Origin of the sequence: Rhodococcus sp. M8, assembly GCF_015654185.1 — a bacterium.
GTDB lineage: Bacteria > Actinomycetota > Actinomycetes > Mycobacteriales > Mycobacteriaceae > Rhodococcus > Rhodococcus aetherivorans.
On sequence record NZ_CP064065.1, the window covers coordinates 2,774,866 to 2,798,276 of the forward strand.

A 23,411-nucleotide genomic window follows, 5' to 3' on the forward strand; every position below is an offset into this window, starting at 1 on the left:
TCCCCCCGGGCCGCGCGTGCGCCTGCTCCGAGCGTGAGCCGCGCGCGGTGGGTTGTCAACGACCCGGCCGGCGACCAATTCTGTAGGGCATGGCTACCGACGAGGACTTCGCGCACACCGACGAGGCAGCCCGCAATCGGCGGGAGAAGGCGCTCGTCCTCGCCCGGTTCGCCTGGAATCGCGGCATCACCGCGGACGAGCTGCTGGCCCTGAGCGACGACGTGCGCCGGAAGCTGGCCCGGGCCGCCGGAGCGCACCCGCCGCGCACGATGGAGACGTGGGCGCTCGTCGCGCGGCTGCTCACCGAGAAGTCGGCGTGGGCCGCGCAGCATCCCGGCCATCCCGCAGCCGCCCCCACCGCCGCGGACGAGAAGATCATGTGGGTGAAGAAGCCGCCGCGCCGGTGGCTGTGAGCCCCCCGGACCCTCACGCGCCGAGCGGGTCGAACGCGTACGACACGGCCGGCACCTGCATCGCGAACCGGACGAGGTGACCCTCGCGCGCGGCGCAGACGCTCCCGGCACCGCCGGGCAGGGGTGGCAGCGCGACGTCGCGTGGTGGGAGCAGCCGTCCCGGCACCGGCACGCCGTAGCAGCGGGCGTCGCCCAGCTCGATCCGGGCCACGCCGTCCGTGACGGTGGCGTCGACGAGCGCGGTGAGCCGGCGGCGGCGATGCGTCGCGCGGATCGATCCGTCGCGGTCGAGGGCGAGAACCCAGGCGTGGCCGAGGGAGTTGAGCCAGTCGAGCACGGTGCCGACGCCGCTGGTGCCGTGCACGTCGAGGCGGTGTGCGCTGAGCCGGGTGCGGAGCCCGGGGACGACACGCACCCCGTGCGCCACCACGGTCACCTCGTCCACCCGGCGCCCGCCCCAGTCGACCGCCGCGAGCTCGACCCGGGACTGCAGGTGCGCGCGGCGACGGCGCACCTGCACCGACCGCACCGTCGCCCGCACCGGCACGCCGTGCACGTCCGTCGCGACGGTGCGTCCGACGTATCGGTGCGTCAGGCCCAGAGCGAGCGCGGTGACGATCACGTCCGGGACCAGGGCGGTCGTCGTGCCGGCGGCGAGGTCGGCGAGCGGCTCCACCCAGCGGGTGGCCCACCCGTCCGCTTCGACGCCGGTGTCCATCCGGACATCATGCCCTCTCCGGCGCCGTGCGCCCCGCCTCGGCCGAATGTGACACGCGTTCAATGTGATCGAACCTGTGTGACATTCGGCCACCGCGGAGTCAGCGGTCGGCGTCGTCCCAGATCCGCAGGATGGTCGAGAGGATGTCCTCGGACACGCCCAGGCCGCCGAGGTGGCTCTCGCCGGGCAGGTGGTGGAACTGGGCGTCGGGCAGCCGGCCCACCACATGCAGGCCGTGTTCCATGGGGACGATGTGGTCCGTGTCGCCGTGCCACCACCGGACCGGCACCTTGACGTCCTCGAGACGGAAACCCCAGTCCCGGGCGAACGCCACGATATCGGCGAAGGGCGCGGCCATCTGCTTGCGGCTGCCGTTGAGCAGATCGTCGAGGAACATCGCCTTGAACTCGGGGCGGGCCAGCAACTGCCGGTCGGCCTCGGGCGAGAGCCACCCGTACATGTCGATGAGCGGAGACGCGAACGGCCGCACGACCCGGATCATCGACGTCACGCCCAAGCCGATGGGGACACCCCAGACGGTGAGCAGCGGCGCGACCATTGTGCCCAACCGCATCAGGCCGCCGCTGATCGCGTCGGGCCCGACAACGGGCGCAACGCCCCCGAGCACCGCGGCGGCCACGACCCGCTCGGGCATCGCATGCGCCGCGGCGAGGGTGTAGGGGCCGCCGCCGGAGAGTCCGACGACCGCCATCCGGTCCACGCCGAGAGTGTCCGCGACGATGCGCAGGTCGTCCGCGAAGGCGAGGACGTTCTCGTAGCGGTGCGGACTCGACGAGCCGATGCCGGGGCGGTCGAGGCCGATGAGCCGTACGTGCTCGCGCTCGGCGTAGCTGCGTGCCTCGACGGGGATCTGCCGACGCGCCCCGGGGGTGCCGTGTAGCCAGAACACCGCCCGGCCCTGGGCCGATCCGAACTCGGCGAAGCCGATCCGGCGGCCGCCCCCGACCGCGACGGAACCTTCCAGCTTGGGACGTTCGACGTCGATCATGGGCGCCAGCATGCCACGTGGCTGCGGTCACACGACGCAGGTGTCCGTGACAGCGCGGGCCGGGCATCCCCGGCGACGGGCCCCGCGCTCAGCGCAGCGCGTCGATCAGCTCACCGACGGTGTGTGCGGATTCGAGCGGATGACGGAGGCGCCCGGCCGGATTCACCGAGTAGAGGTTGCGGCGGCCCGCGCGGGTGCGGGTCAGGTAGCCGCCGTCGACCAGGTCGGCGAGGATCGTCTGCACGGACCGCTCGGTGATCCCGATCCGCTGCGCGAGTTCGCGGACGGTGGGCTGTCCGCCTCCGGCGACACACAGCAGTACGTGCGCGTGGTTGGTCAGGAACGTCCAGCCCCGGGCACGGTCCTCGTCGCCGGCGGGCGGCGTTCCGGGGCGGGCGGAGGAGGTCACCCGCACACCATAGGGCACCGCGGTTTCCGGTATCGCGCTTCGTGCTCGGGCCGCGGCCGCGTCCCTGGTGCGCCCGGGTGGCCCCGGGTAGGGTTCGCCGGGTGAACACCGGGCCGGCACTACGCCACTCACGGATCGGCGACCCGGTGGAGGTCTGAGCGTGGACCGGGCGGCGCAGCGTCGCCGCCCGCGTTCGATACGGGGACCGCCGGGCTCGTGCGTACCGCCGTCCCGTCCCCGAATCGAACTACAGCGAGGAACTCCCATGTCCGTCACTTTCAACCACACGATCATCGCCGCCGTGGACCGCAACGAGTCGGCGCGGTTCTTCCGTGAACTGCTGGAACTGTCGGAAGCACCGTCCTGGGGCCCGTTCACCAACATCCAGCTCGACGACGGCGTACTGCTGCAGTTCGCCGAGCCCCCGGTGGAGATCCAGATGCAGCACTACGCGTTCATGGTCGACGACGACCTCTTCGACCGGGCGTATCGGCGGCTGTGCGACGCCGGCATCGAGCACTGGGCCGATCCGCAGATGCGCCGCCCCGGCGAAACGAACACGGGGCACGGCGGGCGCGGGGTCAATTTCAAGGACCCGGCCGGTCACGCGATCGAGCTGCTCACCCGCCCCTACCTCCCGCTCCCTTGACAGTTAACCGGAAATACTATTCACTAATTACAGTTCGCGAAAGGGAGTATCCCTCCGCGCTTCGTCGTCAACTCGGGGGCCGTCCGCCGGCCCCCCGGCGGAGCGGGCTCGGTTCGAGCCGGGAAAGACTTTCGGCCGTTTCGAGGCTGAGAGGTGGTCCCGATGACCGTTCCGTTGTGGTTGTGGGCGGCGGTACTCGCCGCGATCGTGGCGATGCTCGCGGTGGACCTGTTCGCGCACCGCCGCGCGCACGTGATCGGCGTGCGCGAGGCCGCAGGCTGGTCGCTGTTCTGGGTCGGCACCGGCGTCGGATTCGGCGCGCTGATCTGGTGGCAGTACGGCTCGGAGTTCGGCCAGCAGTACTTCTCCGGCTACCTGATCGAGAAGTCGCTCGCCGTCGACAACGTCTTCGTCTGGGCGATCATCCTGACGTACTTCGCCGTGCCGCGTGAGTACCAGCACCGGGTCCTGTTCCTCGGCGTGCTCGGCGCCCTGGTGTTCCGGGGTCTGTTCATCGCGGCGGGCTCGGTCCTCATCGCGAGCTTCGGCTGGATCCTCTACCTGTTCGCGGCGTTCCTGCTCTACACCGGCTACCGGATGATCCGGCAGCGCGACGAGCACCTCGACCCCGAGAAGTCCCGGGCGCTGCGGCTGTTCCGCCGCCACGTACCGATGACCGACGCCTACCACGGACAGAAGTTCCTCGTCCGCCGCGGTGGTGCGCTGCTGGCCACCCCCCTGCTCGCGGTGCTGGTGCTCATCGAGATCACCGACATCGTCTTCGCGGTCGACTCGATCCCCGCGATCTTCGCGGTCACGGACGTGCCGTTCCTCGTCTTCACCGCCAACGCGTTCGCGGTGCTGGGCCTGCGAGCGATGTACTTCCTGCTCGCCGACCTGATCCACCGCTTCGTGTACCTGAAGATCGGGCTGGCGCTGGTGCTGATGTGGGTCGGCGTCAAGATGCTTCTGAAGATCGACGTGTTCTACGTGCCGACACCGATCTCGCTCGCCGTCGTCGCCACGATCCTGACCGTGTCGATCGTCGCCAGCCTGCGCGCAACGCGCGGCCAGGGCCGCCGCAGCCTCGCGGCGCCCGCGACCCCGCCGTTCCGGGTGGCCACAGCCGAGGAGACCGCGGCGCTCGAACCCGTGTGGCGGCGGCCGGGCAGCCGACGCCGCGCGGCGCGGCCCGAGCGCGACGACAGCCTCAGCGGTGGGCGGTGAACGTGTACTGGCGAGTCGCCGCCTCGACGATCTGATCGGGGGTCACGTCGATCTCGCCGCCCAGCCACGCGGTCATGAGCTCGGCGAGGCCCCCGACGAACAGCAGCGCGGCGATCTGGTCGTGGGGCGGCTGCAGCGCGCGGTCGCCCCACAGCTCGCGGGATTCGATCGCGACGAGGTCCGCGAACTGGCGCAGCAGTTCCCGGCGACGGGTGCGCAAGGGCCCGGCGGCCGCGGACTCGACGACGGCGACCCGGCCCTTGCGCGGATCGTCGGTGAGGACCGCGACGAACGCGGCGATGGCGGCGCGGGCCCGCTCCTCGGGGCCGCGCTCGGATTCGGCGAGTGCCGTCAGCGCGCGCTCGCGGATCTCGTCGGCGATCCGCTCGACGACGCACACGAGCAGCTCGTCCCGGCCGGAGAAGCTCTCGTAGAAGTACCGCTCGGTGAGCCCGGCCTCCTGGCAGATCGCGGTCATGGTGGCACGGTCACCGCCCTCGCGGCCGAACACCGTCAGGCCGGCCGCGAGCAACTGCTCACGGCGGTCGGCGGTGCGCTGCTCGGCGCTCTTTCCGCGGTACTGACGACTGGGCCTGCCCATAGTCGAATCTTGACAGATCGCCGCCTGTGATCCACGCTACTGTCAATTGACAGAGCTTCATGTCAGATACGGTCCGACGAATCGGAGACCTCATGACGAAAGTGCTCGCGCCCTCCCCGCCCGGCCTGACCGCGGTACCCGGGGACGCCGGCCTGCCCTACGTCGGGTACGCCCTCGACTACATGCGCAACCCGCTGAGGGCCTACGACCGGCGATACCGCGAACACGGGCCGGTGTCCTGGTTCCGGTTCGCGGGCCGGCCCTGGGTGGTGCTGCTCGGACCCGACGCCTGCGGCGCCGCGCTGCAGAACCGCGACCGGGCCCTCGCGAACGGTCCGGGCTGGCGGACCCTCATCGGCCCGTTCTTCGACCGCGGCCTGATGCTGCTCGACGGCGACGAGCACCGCACGCACCGCCGGATCATGCAGCAGGCCTTCACCCGGGATCGCCTGGCCCGCTACACGGACTCGATGCAGCCCGCGATCGCACAGGCCCTCGACTCGTGGACACCGAGCGAGGATTTCCGCGCCTACCCGGCACTGAAGGACCTCACCCTCGGGCTCGCCACGTCGATCTTCATGGGCGGTGCCGAGGGATCGTCGGCCACCGAGATGGCCGAGGTGAACAAGGCGTTCATCGGGTGCGTGCAGGCGGCCACGGCGATCGTGCGCTATCCCCTGCCCGGAACCCGCTGGCGCCGTGGCGTGGTGGGCCGCCGCCGGCTCGAGGAGTTCTTCCGGCGTTACCTGCCGGCCCGTCGCGCCGGTGACGGCGACGACCTGTTCACCGCGCTGTGTCACGTGGAATCCGAGGACGGCGAGCGATTCTCGGACGAGGACGTCGTCAACCACATGATCTTCCTGATGATGGCTGCGCACGACACCTCGACCATCACGCTGTCCACCGTGCTGCAGTACCTCGGCCAGTTCCCCCAGTGGCAGCAACTGTGCCGGGAGGAGTCGCAGGCACTCGGTACGACGAGCCCGACCCTGGCGGACCTCGAATCGCTCACGAGCCTGGACCTGGTGATCAAGGAGTGCCAGCGGATCGTGACCCCGGTACCCGGCATCGTCCGGTACACCACCGCCGACACCGAGATCCTGGGCCACTTCGTGCCGCGCGGCACCCTGATCAACGTCGGGCTGCACTACAGCCACCACATGCCCGAGTTGTGGCCGGAACCGGAGAAGTTCGATCCCGGTCGCTTCGCACCGGAACGACGTGAGGACCGCGTGCACAAGTTCGCGTGGACGCCGTTCGGCGCCGGAGAGCACCGCTGCCTGGGCATGTACTTCTCCGGCGCCGAGATCAAGACGGTGCTGCACCACCTGCTGCTCGGGTACCGGTGGCACGTTCCGTCCGATTACGTTGCGCCGCTGAACTTCACGTCACTTCCGTACCCGTCGGACGGGCAACCGATCGCGCTGCGCCGCCTCCGGTGACTCAGACGCGGCCCTTGACCATCCCGTGCCAGTACATGGCCGGCAGGCCGTAGCGCTTGAGCAGCCACATGTCGCGGCGATCCTTGGTGGTGTCGATGACCGGGATGCTCGGAGACGGGTTGAGCTCGTAGTCGAACTCCGCGAGCATCATCCTGTCCCGGGCGGTGACGAACGGGCAGGACGAGTACCCGTCGTAGCTCTTGCGCTTGCCGACGCCGCGCATCTCGGCGACCAGGTTGGCGACGAGGACGGGCGCCTGCTTGCGGACCGCCGCGCCGGTCTTCGACGTCGGCAGGTCCGCGACGTCACCGAGTGCGAACACGTTGGGATACCGGCGGTGCTGGAGCGTGTGCTTGTCGACCTCGACGTAGCCGAAGGGACTCGCCGGGTTGGCGAGCGGGCTCGCCGCGACCCAGCCGGGCGCGCGCTGCGGGGGCACGGCGTGGAGCATGTCGAACCCGACGACCTCCTCGGTGCCGGTGGCGTTGTTCACGATCGTCGCCTTGCGCGACGATCCGTCGAGCGCGGTCATCTCCGAGCTCAGGCGCACCTCGATGCCGTACTTCGCGGCGACCCCCTCGAGGGTCTGCCGCCAGGACGGGATGCCGAACATCGAGTCGCCGGGCAGGACGAGCATGACGCGGATCCCGTCCAGCAGGCCCTGCCGCCGCCAGTAGTCGGAGGCGATGTAGGCGATCTTCTGCGGCGCGCCGGCACACTTGATGGGGCCGGCGGGCTGGGTGAAGATCGCCGTGCCGGAGCGCATGTTCCGGATCAGCTCCCACGTGTAGGGGGCGTACTGCGAGGAGTAGTTGCTCGAGACGGCACCGTGCCCGACGGCCTCGGCGAGGCCCGGCACGCCGTCCCAGTCGAGTTGCAGGCCGGTGGCCAGCACAAGGTAGTCGTAGCCGACGACGGTCCCGCGATCGGTCGTGACGGTCTGCGCGTCGGGGTCGACGGCGGTCGCGGCGGCCCGGATCCACCGGACGCCCTTGGGGATCAGCTTCTCCTCGGCTCGGCGGGTCTCGTCCAGCGACGCCTGTCCGCCGCCGACGAGCGTCCACAGGGGCTGGTACCAGTGCTCATCGGAGGGCTCGATCACCGCGATGTCGGTGACGCCGGCCCGGCGCAGGCGCGCAGCGGTCGCGATTCCGGCCGTGCCACCTCCGACGACGAGTACTCGATGTCGCGCGGCACCGTTGCCTGAATGGAGCGACATGTGAACAGTCCTTTCCGTCCGTGACGCAGGCGCGGACGCGGGCTGGGCCTCCACGCCCCTTGATACCCGGTGGGGTATTCAACGACGACTGTAGACCCGGGCCCGGGACTCTTCAAGTACCCCTCCGGGTATTTCTGCCCGGTGAAGGTCCCCGCTTCCCGGGACCTTCGTCCCTGCCGGGGCGGGGCGCGAGGCCGTCGAGCTGCGCGACGGCGGCGACCCGGAGACGACCGCGACCGCGCGCCGCTACTCCGTCGCCGCGCTGACGACGTCGTCCTCGGACAGCAGCACCTCGGCCGCCGCCGGGCCGAGCGGCACGAAACTGTCGCGGCTGGTGACCCGCGAGATCCGGCCCCGGTAGCCCGCGTCCACCAGTGCGGTGACCACCGCCTCCGACACCCCTCCGCTGCGCCGCGTCTCGTCCACCACCAGCACGCGCGGGAAGGACTGCGCGCACGCCAGCAGTTCCGCCAGCGGCAGCGGCGCCAGCCACTGCAGGTCCAGCACGGCGGCCTCCACGCCGCGCGCCGACAGCCGACGGGCCGCGCGCAGGCTCATCCGGACGCCGTTGCCGAACGTCACGATGAGCACGTCGTCGCCCGTACCGTACACCCGCACCGAGCCCGGCTGTACCGCAACGGAATCGGGCGGCTCCTGCCACAGCCCGTCGTCCTCGTCGTACAGGTCGCGCTCGTGGTACAGCGCGATCGGCTCGAGGAACACGCACACCCGGCCCTCACTGCGCGCGAGGTGCACGCAGCTGCGCAGCAGCGCCCCCGCAACCGACGGACGGCTCGGCACCGCGAGCACCAGACCGGGAATGTCGCGCAGCACCGCGACGGAGTTGTCGTTGTGGAAGTGCCCACCGAAGCCGCGCTGGTAGGCGAGGCCGGCGATGCGCACCACCATCGGGTTGCGGAAGCGGCCGTCGGAGAAGAACATCAGACTCGCCGCCTCGCCGCGCAACTGGTCCTCGGCGTTGTGCAGGTAGGCCAGGTATTGGATCTCCGGAATCGGCAGCAGGCCCGCCACCGCGAAACCCAGTGCCGTACCGAGGATCGTCTGCTCGTCCAGGATTGTGTCGAAGACGCGGTGCGGCCCGAATCGGCGGAGCAGACCGCGCGTGAGCCCGTACACCCCGCCCTTGTCCGCCACGTCCTCACCGAACACGAACGACTCCGGTATCGCCTCGAGAATCCCTGTGAGCGCGGCGTTCACCGCCTGGGCGAGCGTGCGGGGCTCCGGCGACGGGGGCCCCGGCTCGTCCGGAACCCGCCGGCGACCGTGCGCGTGCAGCGGCCGCATCACCTCGGCGGCCGATACCAGCCGCGGGGCGGTCGCGAGCGCCTCCATCTCGGCGGCGACGACGGAACGCATCTCCTCGTATCGTTCGAGAATCCCTGCGGGGGAAAGCGTTCCGCGGTCGACCAGAGTACGCGCGGTGGCCAGCAACGGATCCCGGACGTAGTCGGCGGCGATCTCCTCGCGGGTGCGGTACGCGGTCTCGGCGTCGGAGCCGGCGTGGCCGAGGAACCGCACCGTCTTCAGGTGCAGCACGGCCGGTGCGCGGGAGGTGCGGACGGCGACGAGCAGGTCCGCGACGGCGGTGAGCACGCCGACCGGGTCCGCGCCGTCGGCCGCGCGGTAGCTCACCCCCGGATACGACGAGAGGGTGCGTTCCGCCCAGCCCTCCGGCGTCCGGACGCTGATGCCGAACCCGTTGTCCTCGCACACGAACAGCAGCGGCAGCGGCAGCCCCCGGTACGCGCAGTAGGCGGCCGCGTTGAGCGCCCCGACCGCGGTGGAATGGTTCGCCGAGGCGTCCCCGAAGCTGCACAGCACCACCGAGTCCGCGGGCCACGGGCACTGCAGGCCCAGCCGGGCCGCGCGGGCGAGGGCGAACGCCGTCCCCACCGCGCGCGGCAGATGGGAGGCGATCGTCGAGGTCTGCGGGAGAATGTTCAACTCGGCGTTGCCGAACACCTTGTGCCGGCCGCCGGAGATCGGGTCCAGCGTCGAGGCGGTGCAGCCGGCGAGCACGTCCCGCACCGGCGTCGTGCCCGGCACCCGGGCCGCCCGTGCGGCGTAGAAGGCCCCCGACCGGTAGTGCAGCAGTGCCGGATCGGTGACCCGGGACAGCAGGCCCAGGGCGGCGTTCGCCTCGTGCCCGGCCGAGCCGATGGTGTAGAACCCGGCACCGCGCCGCTGCATCTCCCGGGCCGCGAAGTCGAGGTGACGGGACTGCAGTTGGGCGTCGAAACAGCGCAGCACCAGCTCGTCCGGTACCTGTCCGGCCACGGCACGGCCGGCGCTCCAGCCGCGGACGGAGGCGGTGAAGTACTCGTCGAGCGGCTCGGCCGTCATCGCGCTTCCCCACACCCTCGCAGGTCCTGCCCAATACTGTGTACCGGCACAGTACCGCCCGGTCCCGGTCGGCGCGGGTCGTCGCGCCCGGCCGCACATGCAGACCGGGACCGAACGGAAGGAACACCGAGATGTCCACCCGCCTCACCGACGGGGAACTCGTCGACCGGTACCTGCACGCCGTCCTCGTCCACCTGCCGCGGTCCCGGCGCGACGACGTGGCCGCCGAACTGCGCCGGCGCATCGACGACGCCGCCGCCGACCGCGACGTGCGTGAGGTGCTCGCCGGCCTCGGCTCCCCGGAGGATCTCGCCCGCACCTACCGGGGCGCCCCGCGGCACCTGATCGGTCCCCGGCTCTACGACACCTATCTACGGGTGCTGTGGCCCGTCGTCGGGGTCGTGGCGGCGGTGCTCGGCGGACTGACCCTGCTCGGCGCCCTGACCGAGGCCACCGCTCCCGCGGCCGCGCCCCTCGACACCGCCGACGTCGTGTGGGACGCGATCGACGCGGCCCTGACCGGCGGTGTGTACGCCGCGTTCTGGGTGACCGTCGTCTTCGCGGTGCTCGAGCGCACCGCGCCCGCCGGCACGGACCTCGGCCGGTGGGACCCGGACGACCTCCCGGCGGTGCCGCACGGCCGGGAGATCCCCGTCGGCGAGGCGGTCGCTGAACTGGTGTTCGCGGTGGTCGTGCTGATCGGGGTGGCGAGCCTGTCCCCGTCGCTCGCGCCGTCGTTCTTCGGTGCCGGGTACGAAGCCCTCGACCCCAGCTTCACCGACCGGCTGGTGCCGGCGATGATGGCCGTCGCGGCGCTGTGGGTGGTCTCGGCGAGCGTGGCGCTGGTCGTGCGCAGCTGGACGACGGTCGTCACCGCGCTGTCGGTGGTCTCCGATCTGCTCGCCGTCGCGGTGGCCACGGCCGTGCTCGTGCACCGGCCGTACTTCTCGCCGCAGTTCCTGTCCGACCTGCGCGAGCGCACGGGCTCCGACCTGACGGCTCAGCTGAACCTGGCGGTCGGCATCGTGTGCATCGTGGTGATCGTCGCCTCAGCGGCCGGGGTGGTGACGGCGGTCCGCAAGCACCTCGCGCACCGCCGCGCCTGAGGCCCGGCCGTCAGCAGGTGGCCAGGACGCCGGCCATCGCGTCCTTCTCGTCCGGCGTGATCCACAGGCCGTACTCCGCCTTCACCTCGATCTGCCGGGAGACGTAGGTGCAGCGGTACTCCGCGTTCGGGGGCAGCCACTGCGCCGCGTCCTTGTCGCCCTTGCCCTGGTTCGTGGGCCCGTCGACGGCCTGCAGGTTCCGGGGATCGTTCGCGAGGTTCTTGCGGGCCTGCGCATCGAGCAGCCGCGCACCCTTCTGCCACGCGTCCGACAGGGCGACGACGTGATCGATCTGCACCGCCGACGACGTGTCGACGCCGCGCCGGAAGTAGATCTCCCGCCCCGTGTACGGGTCGTACAGGGTCCCCGCCTCGACGGTGCACTCCTTCGTCACCGGCGCCAGCTTGATGTTCACGAGATCCCGCTTCAGCACGTCGTTGCGCGTGTCGCAGCCGTTGCGCCCGCCCGCGACGGTCACGTCGTCGGTCCATGCCGGCCCGAACAGGGCGCGGTCGTAACCGCCGGACGGGTCCGGTTCCCGCACGGCGAGGCTCTTCAGCAGTTCGACCGCCTCGGCGGCGGCGGCCGACGACGGGGCCGGCGCGGGCGCCGACGTGGACCCGCCGGGACCCGCCTCGTCGCCGCCGTACGTCTGCTGGAGGACGACGAACGCGACGAAGGCGAGCACGTAGGCGAGCAACCACAACCAGCGCCGGCGGCCGGCGGAGTTCGCCGCGGCCACTACTGCGCGAGCGGCGGCATCTTCACGACCTGTCCCGCGTAGGACAGGCCGGCACCGAAGGCGAGCAGCAGGCCGAGCCCACCCGGCTGGACCTGACCGGTGCGCAGCATCTTCTCCATCGCGAGGGGGATGGAGGCGGCGGAGGTGTTGCCCGTCTCGATGATGTCGTCGGCGACGGCGACCGTCTCCGGCAGGTCGAGCTGGCGGACGATGACGTCGTTGATGCGCAGGTTGGCCTGGTGCGGGACGAACGCGTCGAGGGCGGCGAGCTCGACACCGGCCTTGTCGGCGATCTGCCGGGCGATCTTGCCCATCTCGAAGGCCGCCCAGCGGAACACCGCGGTGCCCTCCATGATGATCCAGGGCCGCTTCTGATCGGGGTTGTTCGCGAAGTTCACCCAGTCGGGTTCCTGGCGGATGGCGTCGGCCTGCGAGCCGTCCGATCCCCACACGGTGGGGCCGATGCCCACCTCGTCGGACGGGCCGACGACCACGGCGCCGGCGCCGTCGCCGAAGATGAACCGCACCGAGCGATCGGTGGGCTCGGTGGTGTCGCTCATCCGCTCGACGCCGATGACGAGCGCGTAGTCCTCGGTGCCCGCGCGCACCAGGTCGGAGGCGACGCCGAGGGCGTAGCAGAAGCCGGCGCAGCCCGCGGAGATGTCGAGGGCGGCGGCGCCGCCGGTGCCGAGGGCGTCGGCGACCAGCGCGGCGGACTGCGGGGTCTGGTACGGGTAGGTCGAGGTCGCCACGATGACGGCGCCGAGCCGGTCGCCGGTGATGCCGGCGGCCTCGAGCGCCTTGCGGCCCGCGGAGATCGCCATGTCGAGGACGGTCTCGCCGGTGTCCTCCGCGAAGCGCCGCTCCTTGATGCCGGAACGGGACTGGATCCACTCGTCGCTCGAGTCGATCTGCTGACAGATCTCGTGGTTGGTCACGATCCGCTCGGGGCGGTGCACGCCCAGCCCGAGCAGTGCGGTGTTCCGCAGCGGGGCGGGACCGGCGATCTGTGCACCCATCAGGCGAACTCCTCTTCTTCGTGCACTGGCTGTCAGTGCATCGCGTTCCTGACACGGTAACGCGCGCGCGAATCGTAGCGGAGCCGACCCGTCGGCCACGGCCCTTGCGCGCGGGCCGCCGGGACACGCCGACGGGCCCGGGACCGCGTGTGACTACTGCCACCTCCTGTTACCGTCTGTGGCCGTGCACACACGTAATGGGGGTTACCGACGTGCTTCCGCCCGCATCGGAGTCCTTGCGCTGACCTGTGCCGCCGTGACGGTGGTTCCGTTCGCGGGCACCGTGGCGGCGAACCCGAACGCGATCAATCCCATCCCGGGACTCAACGGGGTCAACGGCCTGCCGGAGCTGCGCGGCCGCACCCAGGTGGTGGCGCAGCAGACCGGGATGCTCAGCACCAACCGCACGCAGGACATGAACGTGCTCGGCACCGACCTCGGCGTCATGTGGGACAACGGCCGCGGCCAGGTGCTGACCGCGTTCGGCGACACGGCGGGCCTCGGGCTGCCCAACCTTCTCTCGGGCAGCATCTGGGCCTGGCGCAGCAGCGCGCTGTTCCGCAGCTCGGACCGCAACCTCACGGACGGAATGACGTTCGACAGCGCGGCCCGTGACTTCTTCGGTCAGGCGAAGGAACTCGTACCGAGCCCGAAGATCCCGTTCGTGGAGATCAGCCGGATCCCCACCGCGGGGATCGCCGTCGGCGACACCCAGTTCCTGAGCTTGATGTCGGTGAAGAACTGGGGGCAGGCCGGCTCGTGGGAGACCAACTTCTCGGGGCTGGCCTTCTCCCACGACAACGGGGAGAACTGGACGGTGGCGCCGCAGACCGAGCGGCCGAGCGTCGGCGGGAACCGGAACTTTCAGATGGGCGCCTTCGTCCGGCAGGGCGGGTTCGTCTATCAGTACGGAACGCCGCCCGGCCGCGGCGGCCTGGTGCACCTGGCGCGCGTGCCGGAACTGCAGATGCTCGATCTCGCGGCCTACGAGTACTGGGACGGCGGCGCGTGGGTGCGCGACGTGAATGCGGCCCGCCCGGTGATGGCGGGCGGCGCGGCCGAGCTGTCGGTGCAGTGGAACGACTACCTCGGGCAGTTCGTGCTGCTGACCACCGACGGCCACAACTCCGTGGTGATGCGCCGCGCCCCGTCGCCCACCGGCCCGTGGAGCGCGCCGGAGGTCGTCGTCGACACCCGGGAGCTGCCGACGGCGTACGGCGCCTACATCCACCCGTGGTCGTCGGGCCCGGACCTGTACTTCCTCACGACCGTGCACCAGAACTACAACGTGCTGCTGCTGCGTACCACGCTCCACCCCTGACCGGCGCGGCGTCCGGGCTACCGTGCCTCCATGGACGCACAGGAGTGGGATGCGCGGTATGCGGAGAGCGAGACGGTGTGGGGATCGCCGCCGAACCCGGTGATCGTCGAGTTCGCGACGTCGCTGCCGCACGGCCGGGCACTGGATCTGGGGTGCGGCGAGGGCCGGCACTCGCTCTGGCTGGCCACGCGCGGCTGGGAGGTGACCGGCGTCGACTTCTCCCGGGTGGCGGTGGACAAGGCCCGGGCGATCGCGGCGCAGGCGCCGCGACGGGTGCGTGAGCGCCTGACGTACGCGTGCGCCGACGTGACCGAGGTCACCTTCGATGCCGAATATGATCTCGTCCTCTCCGCCTATCTCCATTTCCCTCCGCCACAGCGACGAGCATTGATCGACAATGCGATCGCGGCCCTGAAACCTGACGGAATCCTCATATTTCTGGGGCACGATTCGACCAATCCCACCGAGGGCGTCGGAGGTCCTCGCGACCCCGAGATCCTCTACACACCAACGGATCTCGCCGAGGAAATGCACGACCGGCTGGATATCCGGACCGCCGAGCGGAGAATGCGGGAAACGGACGCAGGAATGGCGATCGACGCACTGGTCGTGGCACGCAAACCGACCCTTGGCAGTTAGTTGCCCGGCGGGTAACATAGGCGAATGTTACCGACGAGTAATAACTTGGGCGGTACTCGAACACTGCTTGACCGCACCATCTCACTGGGAGTAGCGCAGACATGGGCCATTACAAGAGCAACCTCCGGGATCTGGAGTTCAACCTCTTCGAGGTGCTGAAGATTCAGACGCTCCTCGAGGCCGGGAAGTTCGGTGACCTCGACGAGGAGACCTCTCGTGGCATTCTGGCCGAGGTGAAGACCCTCACCGAGGGCCCCGCAGCGGAGTCGTTCGCCGAAACCGACCGCACCCCCGGTCTTCGATCCCGAGACCCACTCGGTCTCGCTGCCCGAAGGCTTCAAGAAGGCGTTCAACTCCTGGTACGAGGCCGGCTACTGGTCCATGGGCCTCGAGGAGGAGATCGGCGGAACGCCGGCGCCGCGCGCCCTGAGCTGGGCCGTCAACGAGATGATGCTCGGCGCCCAGCCGGCCGCCTTCATGTACGCCGCCGGCCCCTCCTTCGCCGGCGTGCTCCACGCCAACGGCACCGACGAGCAGAAGCAGTGGGCCGCGACCATCGTCGAACGCGGCTGGGGCGCCACCATGGTCCTGACCGAGCCCGATGCCGGTTCCGACGTCGGCGCCGGCCGCACCAAGGCGATCAAGCAGGACGACGGCTCCTGGCACATCGAGGGCGTCAAGCGGTTCATCACCTCCGCCGACTCCGACGATCTGTTCGAAAACATCTTCCACCTCGTCCTCGCCCGCCCCGAGGGCGCCGGCCCCGGCACCAAGGGCCTGTCGCTGTTCTTCGTCCCGAAGTTCCACTTCGACTTCGAGAAGAACGAGATGGGCGAGCGCAACGGCGTGTTCGTCACCAACGTCGAGCACAAGATGGGCCTGAAGGCGTCCGCCACCTGCGAGGTCACCTTCGGCGGCCACGGCGTGCCCGCCCAGGGCTGGCTCGTCGGCGAGGTCCACAACGGCATCGCCCAGATGTTCGACGTCATCGAGCACGCCCGCATGATGGTGGGCACCAAGGCCATCGCGACCCTCTCCACCGGCTACCTCAACGCCCTGGCCTACGCCAAGGAACGCGTCCAGGGCGCCGATCTGACCCAGATGACCGACAAGACCGCCCCCCGGGTCACCATCACCCACCACCCGGACGTGCGGCGCGCCCTGGCCATGCAGAAGGCCTACGCCGAGGGTCTGCGCGCGGTCTACCTCTACACCGCCGCCCACCAGGACGACGTCGTCGCCGAGCAGATCTCCGGCGCCGACCGCGAGCTGGCGCACCGCGTCAACGACCTGCTGCTGCCCATCGTCAAGGGCGTCGGCTCCGAGCGCGCCTACCAGTACCTGACCGACTCGCTGCAGACCCTCGGCGGCTCCGGCTTCCTGCAGGACTACCCGATCGAGCAGTACATCCGCGACGCGAAGATCGACTCCCTCTACGAGGGCACCACCGCCATCCAGGCGCAGGACTTCTTCTTCCGCAAGATCGCCCGCGACCGCGGCGTCGCCCTCGCCCACCTCACCGGCCAGATCCAGAAGTTCCTCGCCTCCGACAGCGCCGACGAGCGCCTCAAGTCCGAGCGGGCCCTGCTCGCCACGGCCCTCGAGGACGTCCAGGCCATGACCGCCACCCTGACCGGCTTCCTCATGGGCGCCCAGGAACAGCCGACCGAGCTGTACAAGGTGGGTCTGGGCTCGGTGCGGTTCCTGCTCGCCTTCGGTGACCTGCTCATCGGCTGGCGCCTGCTCGAGCAGGCCGAGATCGCCCTCGCGGCCCTCGACGCCGGCCCGGACGCCAAGGACAAGGCGTTCTACGAAGGCAAGGTCGCCGTCGCCGGCTTCTTCGCCAAGAACGTCCTGCCCGAGCTGACCGCCGTGCGCGGCATCGTCGCGAACGTCGACCTCGACATCATGGAGCTCGACGAAGCGGCCTTCTGAGCCGTGGCAGGTGGCCGTGGCAGGTGAGCGTGGCAGGTGGCCGCGGCAGGTGGCCGCGGCAGGTGGCCGCGGCAGGTGAGCGAATGTATCGTCCGCTACCGCTGAGGAGCTGAACGATACATTCGCTCGGCCCGGCCCGGCCCGGCTCGGCCCGGCCCGGATCCGAGTGAGTAGGTAGTACACAGGACTGTGCCCTCCCGTTTCGTAACGGGAGGGCACAGTCGTGTGCAGGCTGGTTCCGCGCTACGGCGTGCCGGTCTGCGACGTTCCCGCGGGGGCCGCGGCCGGCGCATCTCCGGATTCGTCCGAGGTGCTCGGGGCGGGCTGCGGGGTCGTCGTCACGGCCGGTCGCGCGCCGGCGGGTGCCTCCGCGCCGCCTCCGGGCGTCTCCGCCTCCCCGGGCGCCGGCTGCGACGGCGCGGCCGGTGCCGCCTCCGGCGCGGGCTCCGGCTCGGCGCTGACGCAGCGCACCACGGGCACCGGGTCGTAGCGGACCGTGCGGGTGGTGCTCGAGATCTGCCGGCCAGTGGCCGCGTCGGTGATGATGCGGGTGTCGCTCACGGTGAAGCCCTGCGCGCCGCTCGACGGGATGCACCCCGGCCCGGCCGGCAGCGTGATCGTGTTCGGCGCCGTGAAGTTCGTGCGGGGACCGGTCACGGATTCGACGTCCACGGTCTTGGTGCCCCAGATCCGCACCGTGATGTCCGACGACGTGCCGATCGCCTGGATCAGCACCCCGGTGTCGAAAGGATTGCGGAACTTCAGGTCGATCGCGCCCTCGAAGACCGTCGCCTCCCGGGCCGCCGGGTACCGGGAGATGTAGTAGCTGTGCTCGGTGTGCTCGACGTCCTCCATGCCTGCGAAGTACGTCGCGTTGTACAGGGTGGTCGCGAGCTGGCTGATGCCGCCGCCCACCGCTTTGGATGGGCGCCCGTTGTTGATGATGCCGGACTCGACGTACCCCTGCGCCGCGCCGCGCGGGCCGGTGTAGCCGTTGAGCGAGAACGTCTCCCCCGGCTTGACCAGCGCACCGTTGATCTCCGAGGCCGCCAGGCGGATGTTCACGCCCGAGGCGTACTCGAAGCCCCCGGTGGTGAACTCGCCGATCACCTCGCGGATGCCCAGCTTCTCGGCGGCCTCCGTGGTCAGCTTGGGAGTGACCGGCTTGTACACGGCGTCGGTCACCCGCTCCCCCGGCGCGGCCAGCAGCTGCGGCAGCGCTTCGAGGCTGACCGCCCAGTCGACGAGCTCGCCGTCGACCGACGGGATCACCGTGGGGCCCCCGCCCTCGAGCACGATCCGGGCGTCTTTCGGCTCCACCTCGGTCGCGGCCAGTTGCGGCCGGAGGATCTCGGTCGCGGCCTCGATCCCGTACTGCGGGGTCAGTCCCCCGTTGCCGTCGGGCACGAAGGTCAGCACGGCGCCGACACGGTCGCTGGGCAGGGTCGCGACGGCCCCGTCGCGACCGCGCACCGTCACGTCGGCTGCGACGGCGGGGTCCGCGACGTCTCGCAGTGCGCGTTCGAGTCCCTCGGGCGTGACCGTCACCTCGACCGTCTCGACGGGGAACGCGACGTCGCCGAACGCCCAGCGTTCGGCGAACAGGTCTGCGGAGGCCTCCGCATCGAGCGTCTGCCCGGGCAGCGGCGGCACGGGCACCGGGGTCGCCCCGTCGAACACGAGGTTGCCCTCCCGTGGCGGCCGGTCGGCGACCGCGCGGACGCCGCCGATCGCCGCCGACAGCGCGGCGTCGTCGCGCGTCGACACGACGCCGATCTCGTTGCCGCCGCCGAAGAACGACGCCACGCGGGTGATCGGGTCGAGCGGCTGCGATCCGATGCGGTCGAGGGTGTGCTCCCAGTCGACGTCCAGACCCGCCTGCGCCGGCACGATCTGCGCGGCCACGTCGCCCGCCGTGACGGTCACGGGCTCGTCGACGCGCGGCCCGAGTTCGGTCCGCAGTATCTGTTCCGCCTCCGCGACCGACCGCCCGCCGATCTCGATACCGGCGACGGTGACGCCGCGCGGCACGTTGCCCGACGAGACGGCGAGGTCGCCGACGTAGAGGGCGGCGAGCACGGCGGCGACGCCGCCGACCACCAGCGCGATGCGACGCCAGGGCGGACCGCCGCCGCGTCCGGGTCCGGCCTGCGCCGGCTCGGCCGGGGGCGGTCCGGGCGGTGGTGGCTCGGCCGGGGGCGGTCCGGCCGGGGTGCCGGACTCGGGAGGTACGGTCGCCGGCCGAGGGGCCGATTCCTGCTCGGTGGCCGGCTCCCGGGAGGCGTCGTCCGACAGGGTGGGGATGACCTCGGTCTCGACGTCGGCGTCGGTGCGGCCGGACGCCGGCGCGACGACGGGCAGCACGGCGGTGGGCGCCTCCCAGGGCGGCACGTCGGCGTCCGCCGGCGGTTCCGGCTCGGCGTCCGGGACCTGCTCGGGTGCCCCGGCAACGTCGCCGGCGACGGGCTGCGGGGGCGGGGTGGGCTCGGCGCTCGCCACGGGGACGGCCTCCGTCCGGTTGCCGGCGGCGTCCTGGGGCGTCGCCTCCGGCTCGGGGACGGCGGACCGAACCTCGTCCTGGCCGTCCTCGGGGTCGTTCGTCCCGCTCTTGCCGCTCACCCATGTCCTTTCACCGGGGTGCGCCCCGGATCGGGCGCACCACTCGGTATCCAGCCTAATGTCGGGTTCCCGGCGCCCCCGAGCCGATGGGCGGTCCGAGCCCCCCGCGGACAAGCGAAAGACCTCGCGTTGCCGCCAGGTCGGGGGTCAGGCAGCAACGCGAGGTCGACTGGTTTATCGGCGGCCCCGCCGGGGCGTTACAGACTTCCGGGATTTTTTCCGGACGGGGCCGCCGGGGTCGGCTCAGGCCTCGAGGATGGCGGTCACACCCTGCCCACCTGCGGCGCAGATCGAGATGAGGCCCCGCACGGGCTTGCCGGTCTCCTGCCGCTTCTCATGCAGCATCTTCGCCAGGGACGCGACGATGCGGCCACCCGTCGCGGCGAACGGGTGCCCGGCCGCCAGCGACGAGCCGTTGACGTTGAGCTTGCTGCGGTCGATGGACCCGAGCGGAGCGTCCAGACCGAGCCGGCCCTTGCAGTACTCCTCCGACTCGAACGCCTGGAGCGTGGCCAGGACGACGGAGGCGAACGCCTCGTGGATCTCGTAGAAGTCGAAGTCCTGCAGCGTCAGGCCGTTGCGCTTCAGCAGCCGCGGGATCGCGTAGGTGGGGGCCATGAGCAGGCCGTCGCCACCGTGGACGTAGTCGACCGCCGCGGTCTCCGAGTCCACGAGGTAGGCGAGCACGGGCAGCCTGCGCTCCGCAGCCCACTCCTCCGACGACAGCAGCGCCGCCGACGCACCGTCGGTGAGCGGGGTCGAATTGCCCGCGGTCATGGTGGCGCCGCCGAGCTCGACGCCGAACACCGGCTTCAGGCCGGAGAGCTTCTCGACCGTCGAGTCCGGGCGCAGGTTGTCGTCGCGGGTGAGGCCGAGGAACGGGGTGACGAGGTCGTCGAAGAAGCCACGATCGTAGGCGGCGGCCATGTTGCGGTGGCTCGCGGCGGCCAGCTCGTCCTGAGCCTCCCGGGCGATGCCGAACTCCTTGGCGGTGATCGCCGCGTGCTCGCCCATCGACAGACCGGTGCGGGGCTCGCCGTTGCGGGGGATCTCGATGCCGAGCATCGACGGCCGGACCTGGCCGAGCAGCTTGACGCGGTCGCCGGTCGAGCGGGCCCGGTTGAGGGAGAGCAGGAACTCGCGCAGCTCGTTGTTGACGCCGATGGGGGCATCGGAGGTGGTGTCGACACCGCCGCCGATGCCGGCCTCGATGCGGCCGGCGGCGACGGCGTCACCGACGGAGATGATCGACTGCAGGCCGGTGCCGCAGGCCTGCTGCAGGTCCCAGGCGGGGGTGTGCGGGTTCAGCGCGCTGCCGAGTACGCACTCGCGGATCAGGTTGAAGTCGCGGCTGTGCTTGAGGACGGCCCCGCCGACGACGGCACCGAGCCGCTCTCCCTGGAGGTTGAACCGGCTCACCAGCCCGTCGAGCGTGGCGGTGAACATGTCCTGGTTCGACGCGCGGGCGTACGTGCGGTCCGACCGGGCGAAGGGGATCCGGTTGCCGCCGAGGATTGCGACACGGCGCAGCTGCGTGGAACGAGCGGTGGTGGTCACTGACGTCTCCCGGGATGCTGGTGGATACAGACTCTGGCTACTATTCTTACTCGCGAGTAAGTTCGTTGTCGACACCACACCGTCGGCCCCTCCCGACAATACCGACGTCCGAACCAGAGAAGGTGGAATCGTGGCTGAAACCAAGAGCGCCCCCGGCCTCTATGCCCAGTTGATCGGGTCCGCGCCCGGAGCATTCCTCGCCAAGCAGTTCGGCCTGCCGAAGCCGGAGAAGCTGCGCCGGTACGAGCCGGGTCAGCCGCCGCTGGCCGGCCCGCTGCTCGTCGGGGGCAACGGCCGCCTCGTCGAACCGATCCGCACTCTGCTGTCCGACTACCCGTTCGCCGATCCCGCCGACACCGCGTACGGGGCGCTCGTCTTCGACGCCACCGGCATCACGGACGTCGCGGGCCTCGAGCAGCTGTTCACCTTCTTCCAGCCCGCGATCAAGGGGCTCGGCCCGAGCGGGCGCGTCGTGGTGCTCGGCACCACCCCGGAGGAAGCCTCCTCCGTGGACGAGCGCATCGCCCAGCGCGCGCTCGAAGGCTTCACCCGCAGCGTCGGCAAGGAACTGCGCCGCGGCGCGACGGCCCAGCTGGTGTACATCTCCCCCGATGCCGCCACCGGCCTGTCCGGCCTCGAATCCACGCTGCGCTTCCTGTTGTCCGCGAAGTCCGCGTTCGTCTCCGGCCAGGTGATCCGCGTCGGTGCCGGCGACGCGAAGGCCCCCGAGTCGTGGGAGCGCCCGCTCGCCGGGAAGGTCGCCGTCGTCACCGGCGCGGCCCGCGGCATCGGCGCCACGATCGCCGAGGTACTCGCCCGCGACGGCGCGCACGTCGTCTGCGCGGACATCCCCGCGGCCGGCGACGCCCTGTCGCAGACCGCGAACAAGGTCGGCGGCGTCTCCCTCGCCCTGGACGTCACCGCCCCGGACGCGGGCGACAGGCTCGCCGAGTACCTGCTCGAGCGGCACGGCGGCGCCGACATCATCGTCCACAACGCCGGCATCACCCGCGACAAGCTGCTCGCCAACATGGACGCCGCGCGGTGGAACGCCGTCATGGCCGTGAATCTGCTCGCCCCCCAGAAGATCACCGAGAAGCTGGTCGAGAAGGGCGCGCTGAAGGAGGGCGGCCGCGTGGTCGACGTGTCGTCGATCGCCGGCATCGCCGGCAACCGCGGCCAGACCAACTACGGCGCGTCCAAGGCGGGTGTCATCGGGATGGTGCAGGCCACCGCGCCCGTGCTGGCCGAGAAGAACATCACCATCAACGCCGTCGCACCCGGCTTCATCGAGACGGCCATGACCGCAGCGATCCCGGTGGCCACCCGCGAGGCCGGTCGCCTCATGAGTTCGCTGCAGCAGGGCGGGCAGACCGTCGACGTCGCCGAGACCGTCGCCTGGTTCGCCAACCCGGCGTCGAGCGCGGTCACCGGCCAGGTCGTGCGCGTGTGCGGCCAGTCCATGCTGGGGGCGTGATGGCTGTCGTCGAACTCTCCTCGCGCCCTTCGACTCTCGACGTCTACGCGCGGGCGGCGCTCTCGGCGCTGCCCGTCGTGGGCGCCTCGGGCGACCGCCTGCCCGACGACACCCTCGTGCTGCGCGGCCTGCGCGTCGACCCGGACAACCTGGCCGAGTACACGAAGGTGTGCGGACTGCGCTTCGGCGACACGCTCCCGCTGACGTACCCGTTCACGCTGACGTTCCCCGTCGTGATGAAGCTGATGGTGTCGAAGGGCTTTCCCTTCGCCGCCGTCGGTTCCGTCCATGCCGAGAACGTGATCGAGCAGGTGCGGCCCGTGTCCGTGACCGAGCCGCTGGATCTGAGGGTGCATGCCGAGAACCTGCGGGAGCACCGCAAGGGCCTGCTCGTCGACCTGGTGAGCGAGATCAGCGTCGGCCGGGAGCTGGTGTGGCGGCAGACGTCGTCGTTCCTGCACCAGCAGCGCACCTCGCTGTCGGATCAGCCGAAGCCCGAACCGAAGGCCGAGGAGATCCCTCCGGTGCCGACGTCGACGCTGCGGGTGGACCAGAAGACGATCGACCGCTACGCATCGGTCTCGGGTGACCGCAACCCGATCCACGTCTCCCGGCTCGGCGCCAAGGCGTTCGGGTTCCCCAAGCCCATCGCGCACGGCATGTGGAGCGCGGCCGCGGCGCTGCGGGCCGTGGAGGGCCGCATCCCGTCGCGCGCGACGTACTCGGTCCGGTTCGGCAAGCCGGTCCTGTTGCCCGCGACCGTGAACCTCTACGCCGCACGCGCCGCCGACGGCTGGGACCTGGCGCTGCGCCACCCGAAGAAGGGCTACCCGCACCTCACCGCCACCCTGCGCTGAGAGCGGCTGCGCCGCAATCGCTCCGAGCGAATGTATCGTCGACTCCCACTGAGGAGATCAACGATACATTCGCTCGGGCGGGGGCGGG

19 protein-coding genes and 1 pseudogene are annotated in these 23,411 nt (G+C 71.0%); 10 read left to right on the forward strand and 10 right to left on the reverse strand.

All coding sequences use genetic code 11. From position 1 onward, the window contains the following. Positions 1 to 89: 89 nt before the first annotated feature. Positions 90 to 413: a hypothetical protein gene (locus ISO16_RS12380; protein WP_006931622.1), complete on the forward strand. Its 324-nt coding sequence runs from the start codon at positions 90 to 92 to the stop codon at positions 411 to 413. A 13-nt stretch (positions 414 to 426) separates the two neighbouring features. Here the strand turns inward: ISO16_RS12380 and ISO16_RS12385 are convergent, their stop codons facing one another. The 3 genes from ISO16_RS12385 to ISO16_RS12395 all read right to left on the reverse strand — a co-directional run bounded on the left by ISO16_RS12385 (position 427) and on the right by ISO16_RS12395 (position 2,549). Then, the gene (locus ISO16_RS12385) at positions 427 to 1,131 is read right to left on the reverse strand and encodes a hypothetical protein (protein WP_202917635.1); all 705 of its coding nucleotides are present in this window, start codon (positions 1,129 to 1,131) and stop codon (positions 427 to 429) included. A 100-nt stretch (positions 1,132 to 1,231) separates the two neighbouring features. Then, positions 1,232 to 2,140 carry an alpha/beta fold hydrolase gene (locus tag ISO16_RS12390; protein ID WP_170913984.1) on the reverse strand — a complete coding sequence of 303 codons (909 nt, stop codon included), beginning with the start codon at positions 2,138 to 2,140 and terminating at the stop codon, positions 1,232 to 1,234. Positions 2,141 to 2,228: 88 nt separating this feature from the next. Beyond that, positions 2,229 to 2,549 carry a helix-turn-helix transcriptional regulator gene (locus tag ISO16_RS12395; protein WP_029546012.1) on the reverse strand — a complete coding sequence of 107 codons (321 nt, stop codon included), beginning with the start codon at positions 2,547 to 2,549 and terminating at the stop codon, positions 2,229 to 2,231. Positions 2,550 to 2,814: 265 nt separating this feature from the next. Here ISO16_RS12395 and ISO16_RS12400 point away from each other — a divergent pair, with 265 nt between their 5' ends. Both ISO16_RS12400 and ISO16_RS12405 read left to right on the forward strand, forming a co-directional pair. Then, a complete protein-coding gene (locus ISO16_RS12400; protein ID WP_072636177.1) occupies positions 2,815 to 3,198 on the forward strand; it encodes a VOC family protein in 384 nt (127 codons plus the stop codon). A 162-nt stretch (positions 3,199 to 3,360) separates the two neighbouring features. Further along, positions 3,361 to 4,425, forward strand: a complete 1,065-nt coding sequence (locus ISO16_RS12405) for a TerC family protein (RefSeq protein ID WP_072636209.1) — start codon at positions 3,361 to 3,363, stop codon at positions 4,423 to 4,425. On the opposite strand, the gene ISO16_RS12410 is transcribed toward ISO16_RS12405, so the two are convergent. After that, positions 4,409 to 5,026 carry a TetR/AcrR family transcriptional regulator gene (locus tag ISO16_RS12410; RefSeq protein WP_043798671.1) on the reverse strand — a complete coding sequence of 206 codons (618 nt, stop codon included), beginning with the start codon at positions 5,024 to 5,026 and terminating at the stop codon, positions 4,409 to 4,411. The two genes, ISO16_RS12405 and ISO16_RS12410, sit on opposite strands and share 17 nt — an antisense overlap. Positions 5,027 to 5,118: 92 nt before the next feature. Between ISO16_RS12410 and ISO16_RS12415 the strand changes: the two genes are divergently transcribed. Then, complete coding sequence (locus ISO16_RS12415) at positions 5,119 to 6,468, forward strand: cytochrome P450 (RefSeq protein WP_043798673.1); 1,350 nt, start codon at positions 5,119 to 5,121, stop codon at positions 6,466 to 6,468. A gap of 1 nt (position 6,469) precedes the next feature. On the opposite strand, the gene ISO16_RS12420 is transcribed toward ISO16_RS12415, so the two are convergent. Beyond that, positions 6,470 to 7,687, reverse strand: coding sequence for an NAD(P)/FAD-dependent oxidoreductase (locus ISO16_RS12420; RefSeq protein WP_043798675.1), 1,218 nt, complete (start codon positions 7,685 to 7,687; stop codon positions 6,470 to 6,472). Positions 7,688 to 7,933: 246 nt separating this feature from the next. Then, positions 7,934 to 10,051, reverse strand: a complete 2,118-nt coding sequence (locus ISO16_RS12425) for a thiamine pyrophosphate-dependent enzyme (protein ID WP_170913985.1) — start codon at positions 10,049 to 10,051, stop codon at positions 7,934 to 7,936. 131 nt (positions 10,052 to 10,182) lie between these two features. Between ISO16_RS12425 and ISO16_RS12430 the strand changes: the two genes are divergently transcribed. Beyond that, on the forward strand, positions 10,183 to 11,157 hold the full coding sequence (locus ISO16_RS12430) for an HAAS signaling domain-containing protein (protein ID WP_072636179.1): 975 nt from the start codon (positions 10,183 to 10,185) through the stop codon (positions 11,155 to 11,157). Between the two features lie 10 nt (positions 11,158 to 11,167). On the opposite strand, the gene ISO16_RS12435 is transcribed toward ISO16_RS12430, so the two are convergent. Both ISO16_RS12435 and ISO16_RS12440 read right to left on the reverse strand, forming a co-directional pair. Continuing rightward, positions 11,168 to 11,899, reverse strand: a complete 732-nt coding sequence (locus ISO16_RS12435; protein WP_072636180.1) for an HNH endonuclease family protein — start codon at positions 11,897 to 11,899, stop codon at positions 11,168 to 11,170. Beyond that, on the reverse strand, positions 11,899 to 12,918 hold the full coding sequence (locus tag ISO16_RS12440; RefSeq protein ID WP_006931650.1) for a beta-ketoacyl-ACP synthase III: 1,020 nt from the start codon (positions 12,916 to 12,918) through the stop codon (positions 11,899 to 11,901). Before ISO16_RS12440 ends, ISO16_RS12435 begins: the two co-directional genes overlap by 1 nt. A gap of 184 nt (positions 12,919 to 13,102) precedes the next feature. Here ISO16_RS12440 and ISO16_RS12445 point away from each other — a divergent pair, with 184 nt between their 5' ends. The 3 genes and pseudogenes from ISO16_RS12445 to ISO16_RS12455 all read left to right on the forward strand — a co-directional run bounded on the left by ISO16_RS12445 (position 13,103) and on the right by ISO16_RS12455 (position 16,813). Beyond that, complete coding sequence (locus ISO16_RS12445) at positions 13,103 to 14,239, forward strand: DUF4185 domain-containing protein (RefSeq protein WP_442800818.1); 1,137 nt, start codon at positions 13,103 to 13,105, stop codon at positions 14,237 to 14,239. 30 nt (positions 14,240 to 14,269) lie between these two features. Then, positions 14,270 to 14,878, forward strand: a complete 609-nt coding sequence (locus ISO16_RS12450) for a class I SAM-dependent methyltransferase (protein ID WP_072636182.1) — start codon at positions 14,270 to 14,272, stop codon at positions 14,876 to 14,878. A gap of 101 nt (positions 14,879 to 14,979) precedes the next feature. Next, positions 14,980 to 16,813: pseudogene (locus ISO16_RS12455) on the forward strand (acyl-CoA dehydrogenase). A 243-nt stretch (positions 16,814 to 17,056) separates the two neighbouring features. On the opposite strand, the gene ISO16_RS12460 reads toward ISO16_RS12455, so the two are convergent. Together ISO16_RS12460 and ISO16_RS12465 are read right to left on the reverse strand one after the other, a co-directional pair. After that, a complete protein-coding gene (locus ISO16_RS12460; protein ID WP_170913986.1) occupies positions 17,057 to 19,432 on the reverse strand; it encodes a VanW family protein in 2,376 nt (791 codons plus the stop codon). A 243-nt stretch (positions 19,433 to 19,675) separates the two neighbouring features. Next, positions 19,676 to 20,989, reverse strand: coding sequence for an acetyl-CoA C-acetyltransferase (locus ISO16_RS12465; RefSeq protein ID WP_006931659.1), 1,314 nt, complete (start codon positions 20,987 to 20,989; stop codon positions 19,676 to 19,678). Positions 20,990 to 21,119: 130 nt separating this feature from the next. Here ISO16_RS12465 and ISO16_RS12470 point away from each other — a divergent pair, with 130 nt between their 5' ends. Beyond that, positions 21,120 to 22,466 (forward strand): 3-oxoacyl-ACP reductase, encoded by a 1,347-nt coding sequence (locus ISO16_RS12470; protein ID WP_072636263.1) that lies wholly within the window; start codon positions 21,120 to 21,122, stop codon positions 22,464 to 22,466. Then, on the forward strand, positions 22,466 to 23,323 hold the full coding sequence (locus ISO16_RS12475) for a MaoC/PaaZ C-terminal domain-containing protein (protein ID WP_029546038.1): 858 nt from the start codon (positions 22,466 to 22,468) through the stop codon (positions 23,321 to 23,323). Before ISO16_RS12470 ends, ISO16_RS12475 begins: the two co-directional genes overlap by 1 nt. Positions 23,324 to 23,411: the final 88 nt, after the last annotated feature.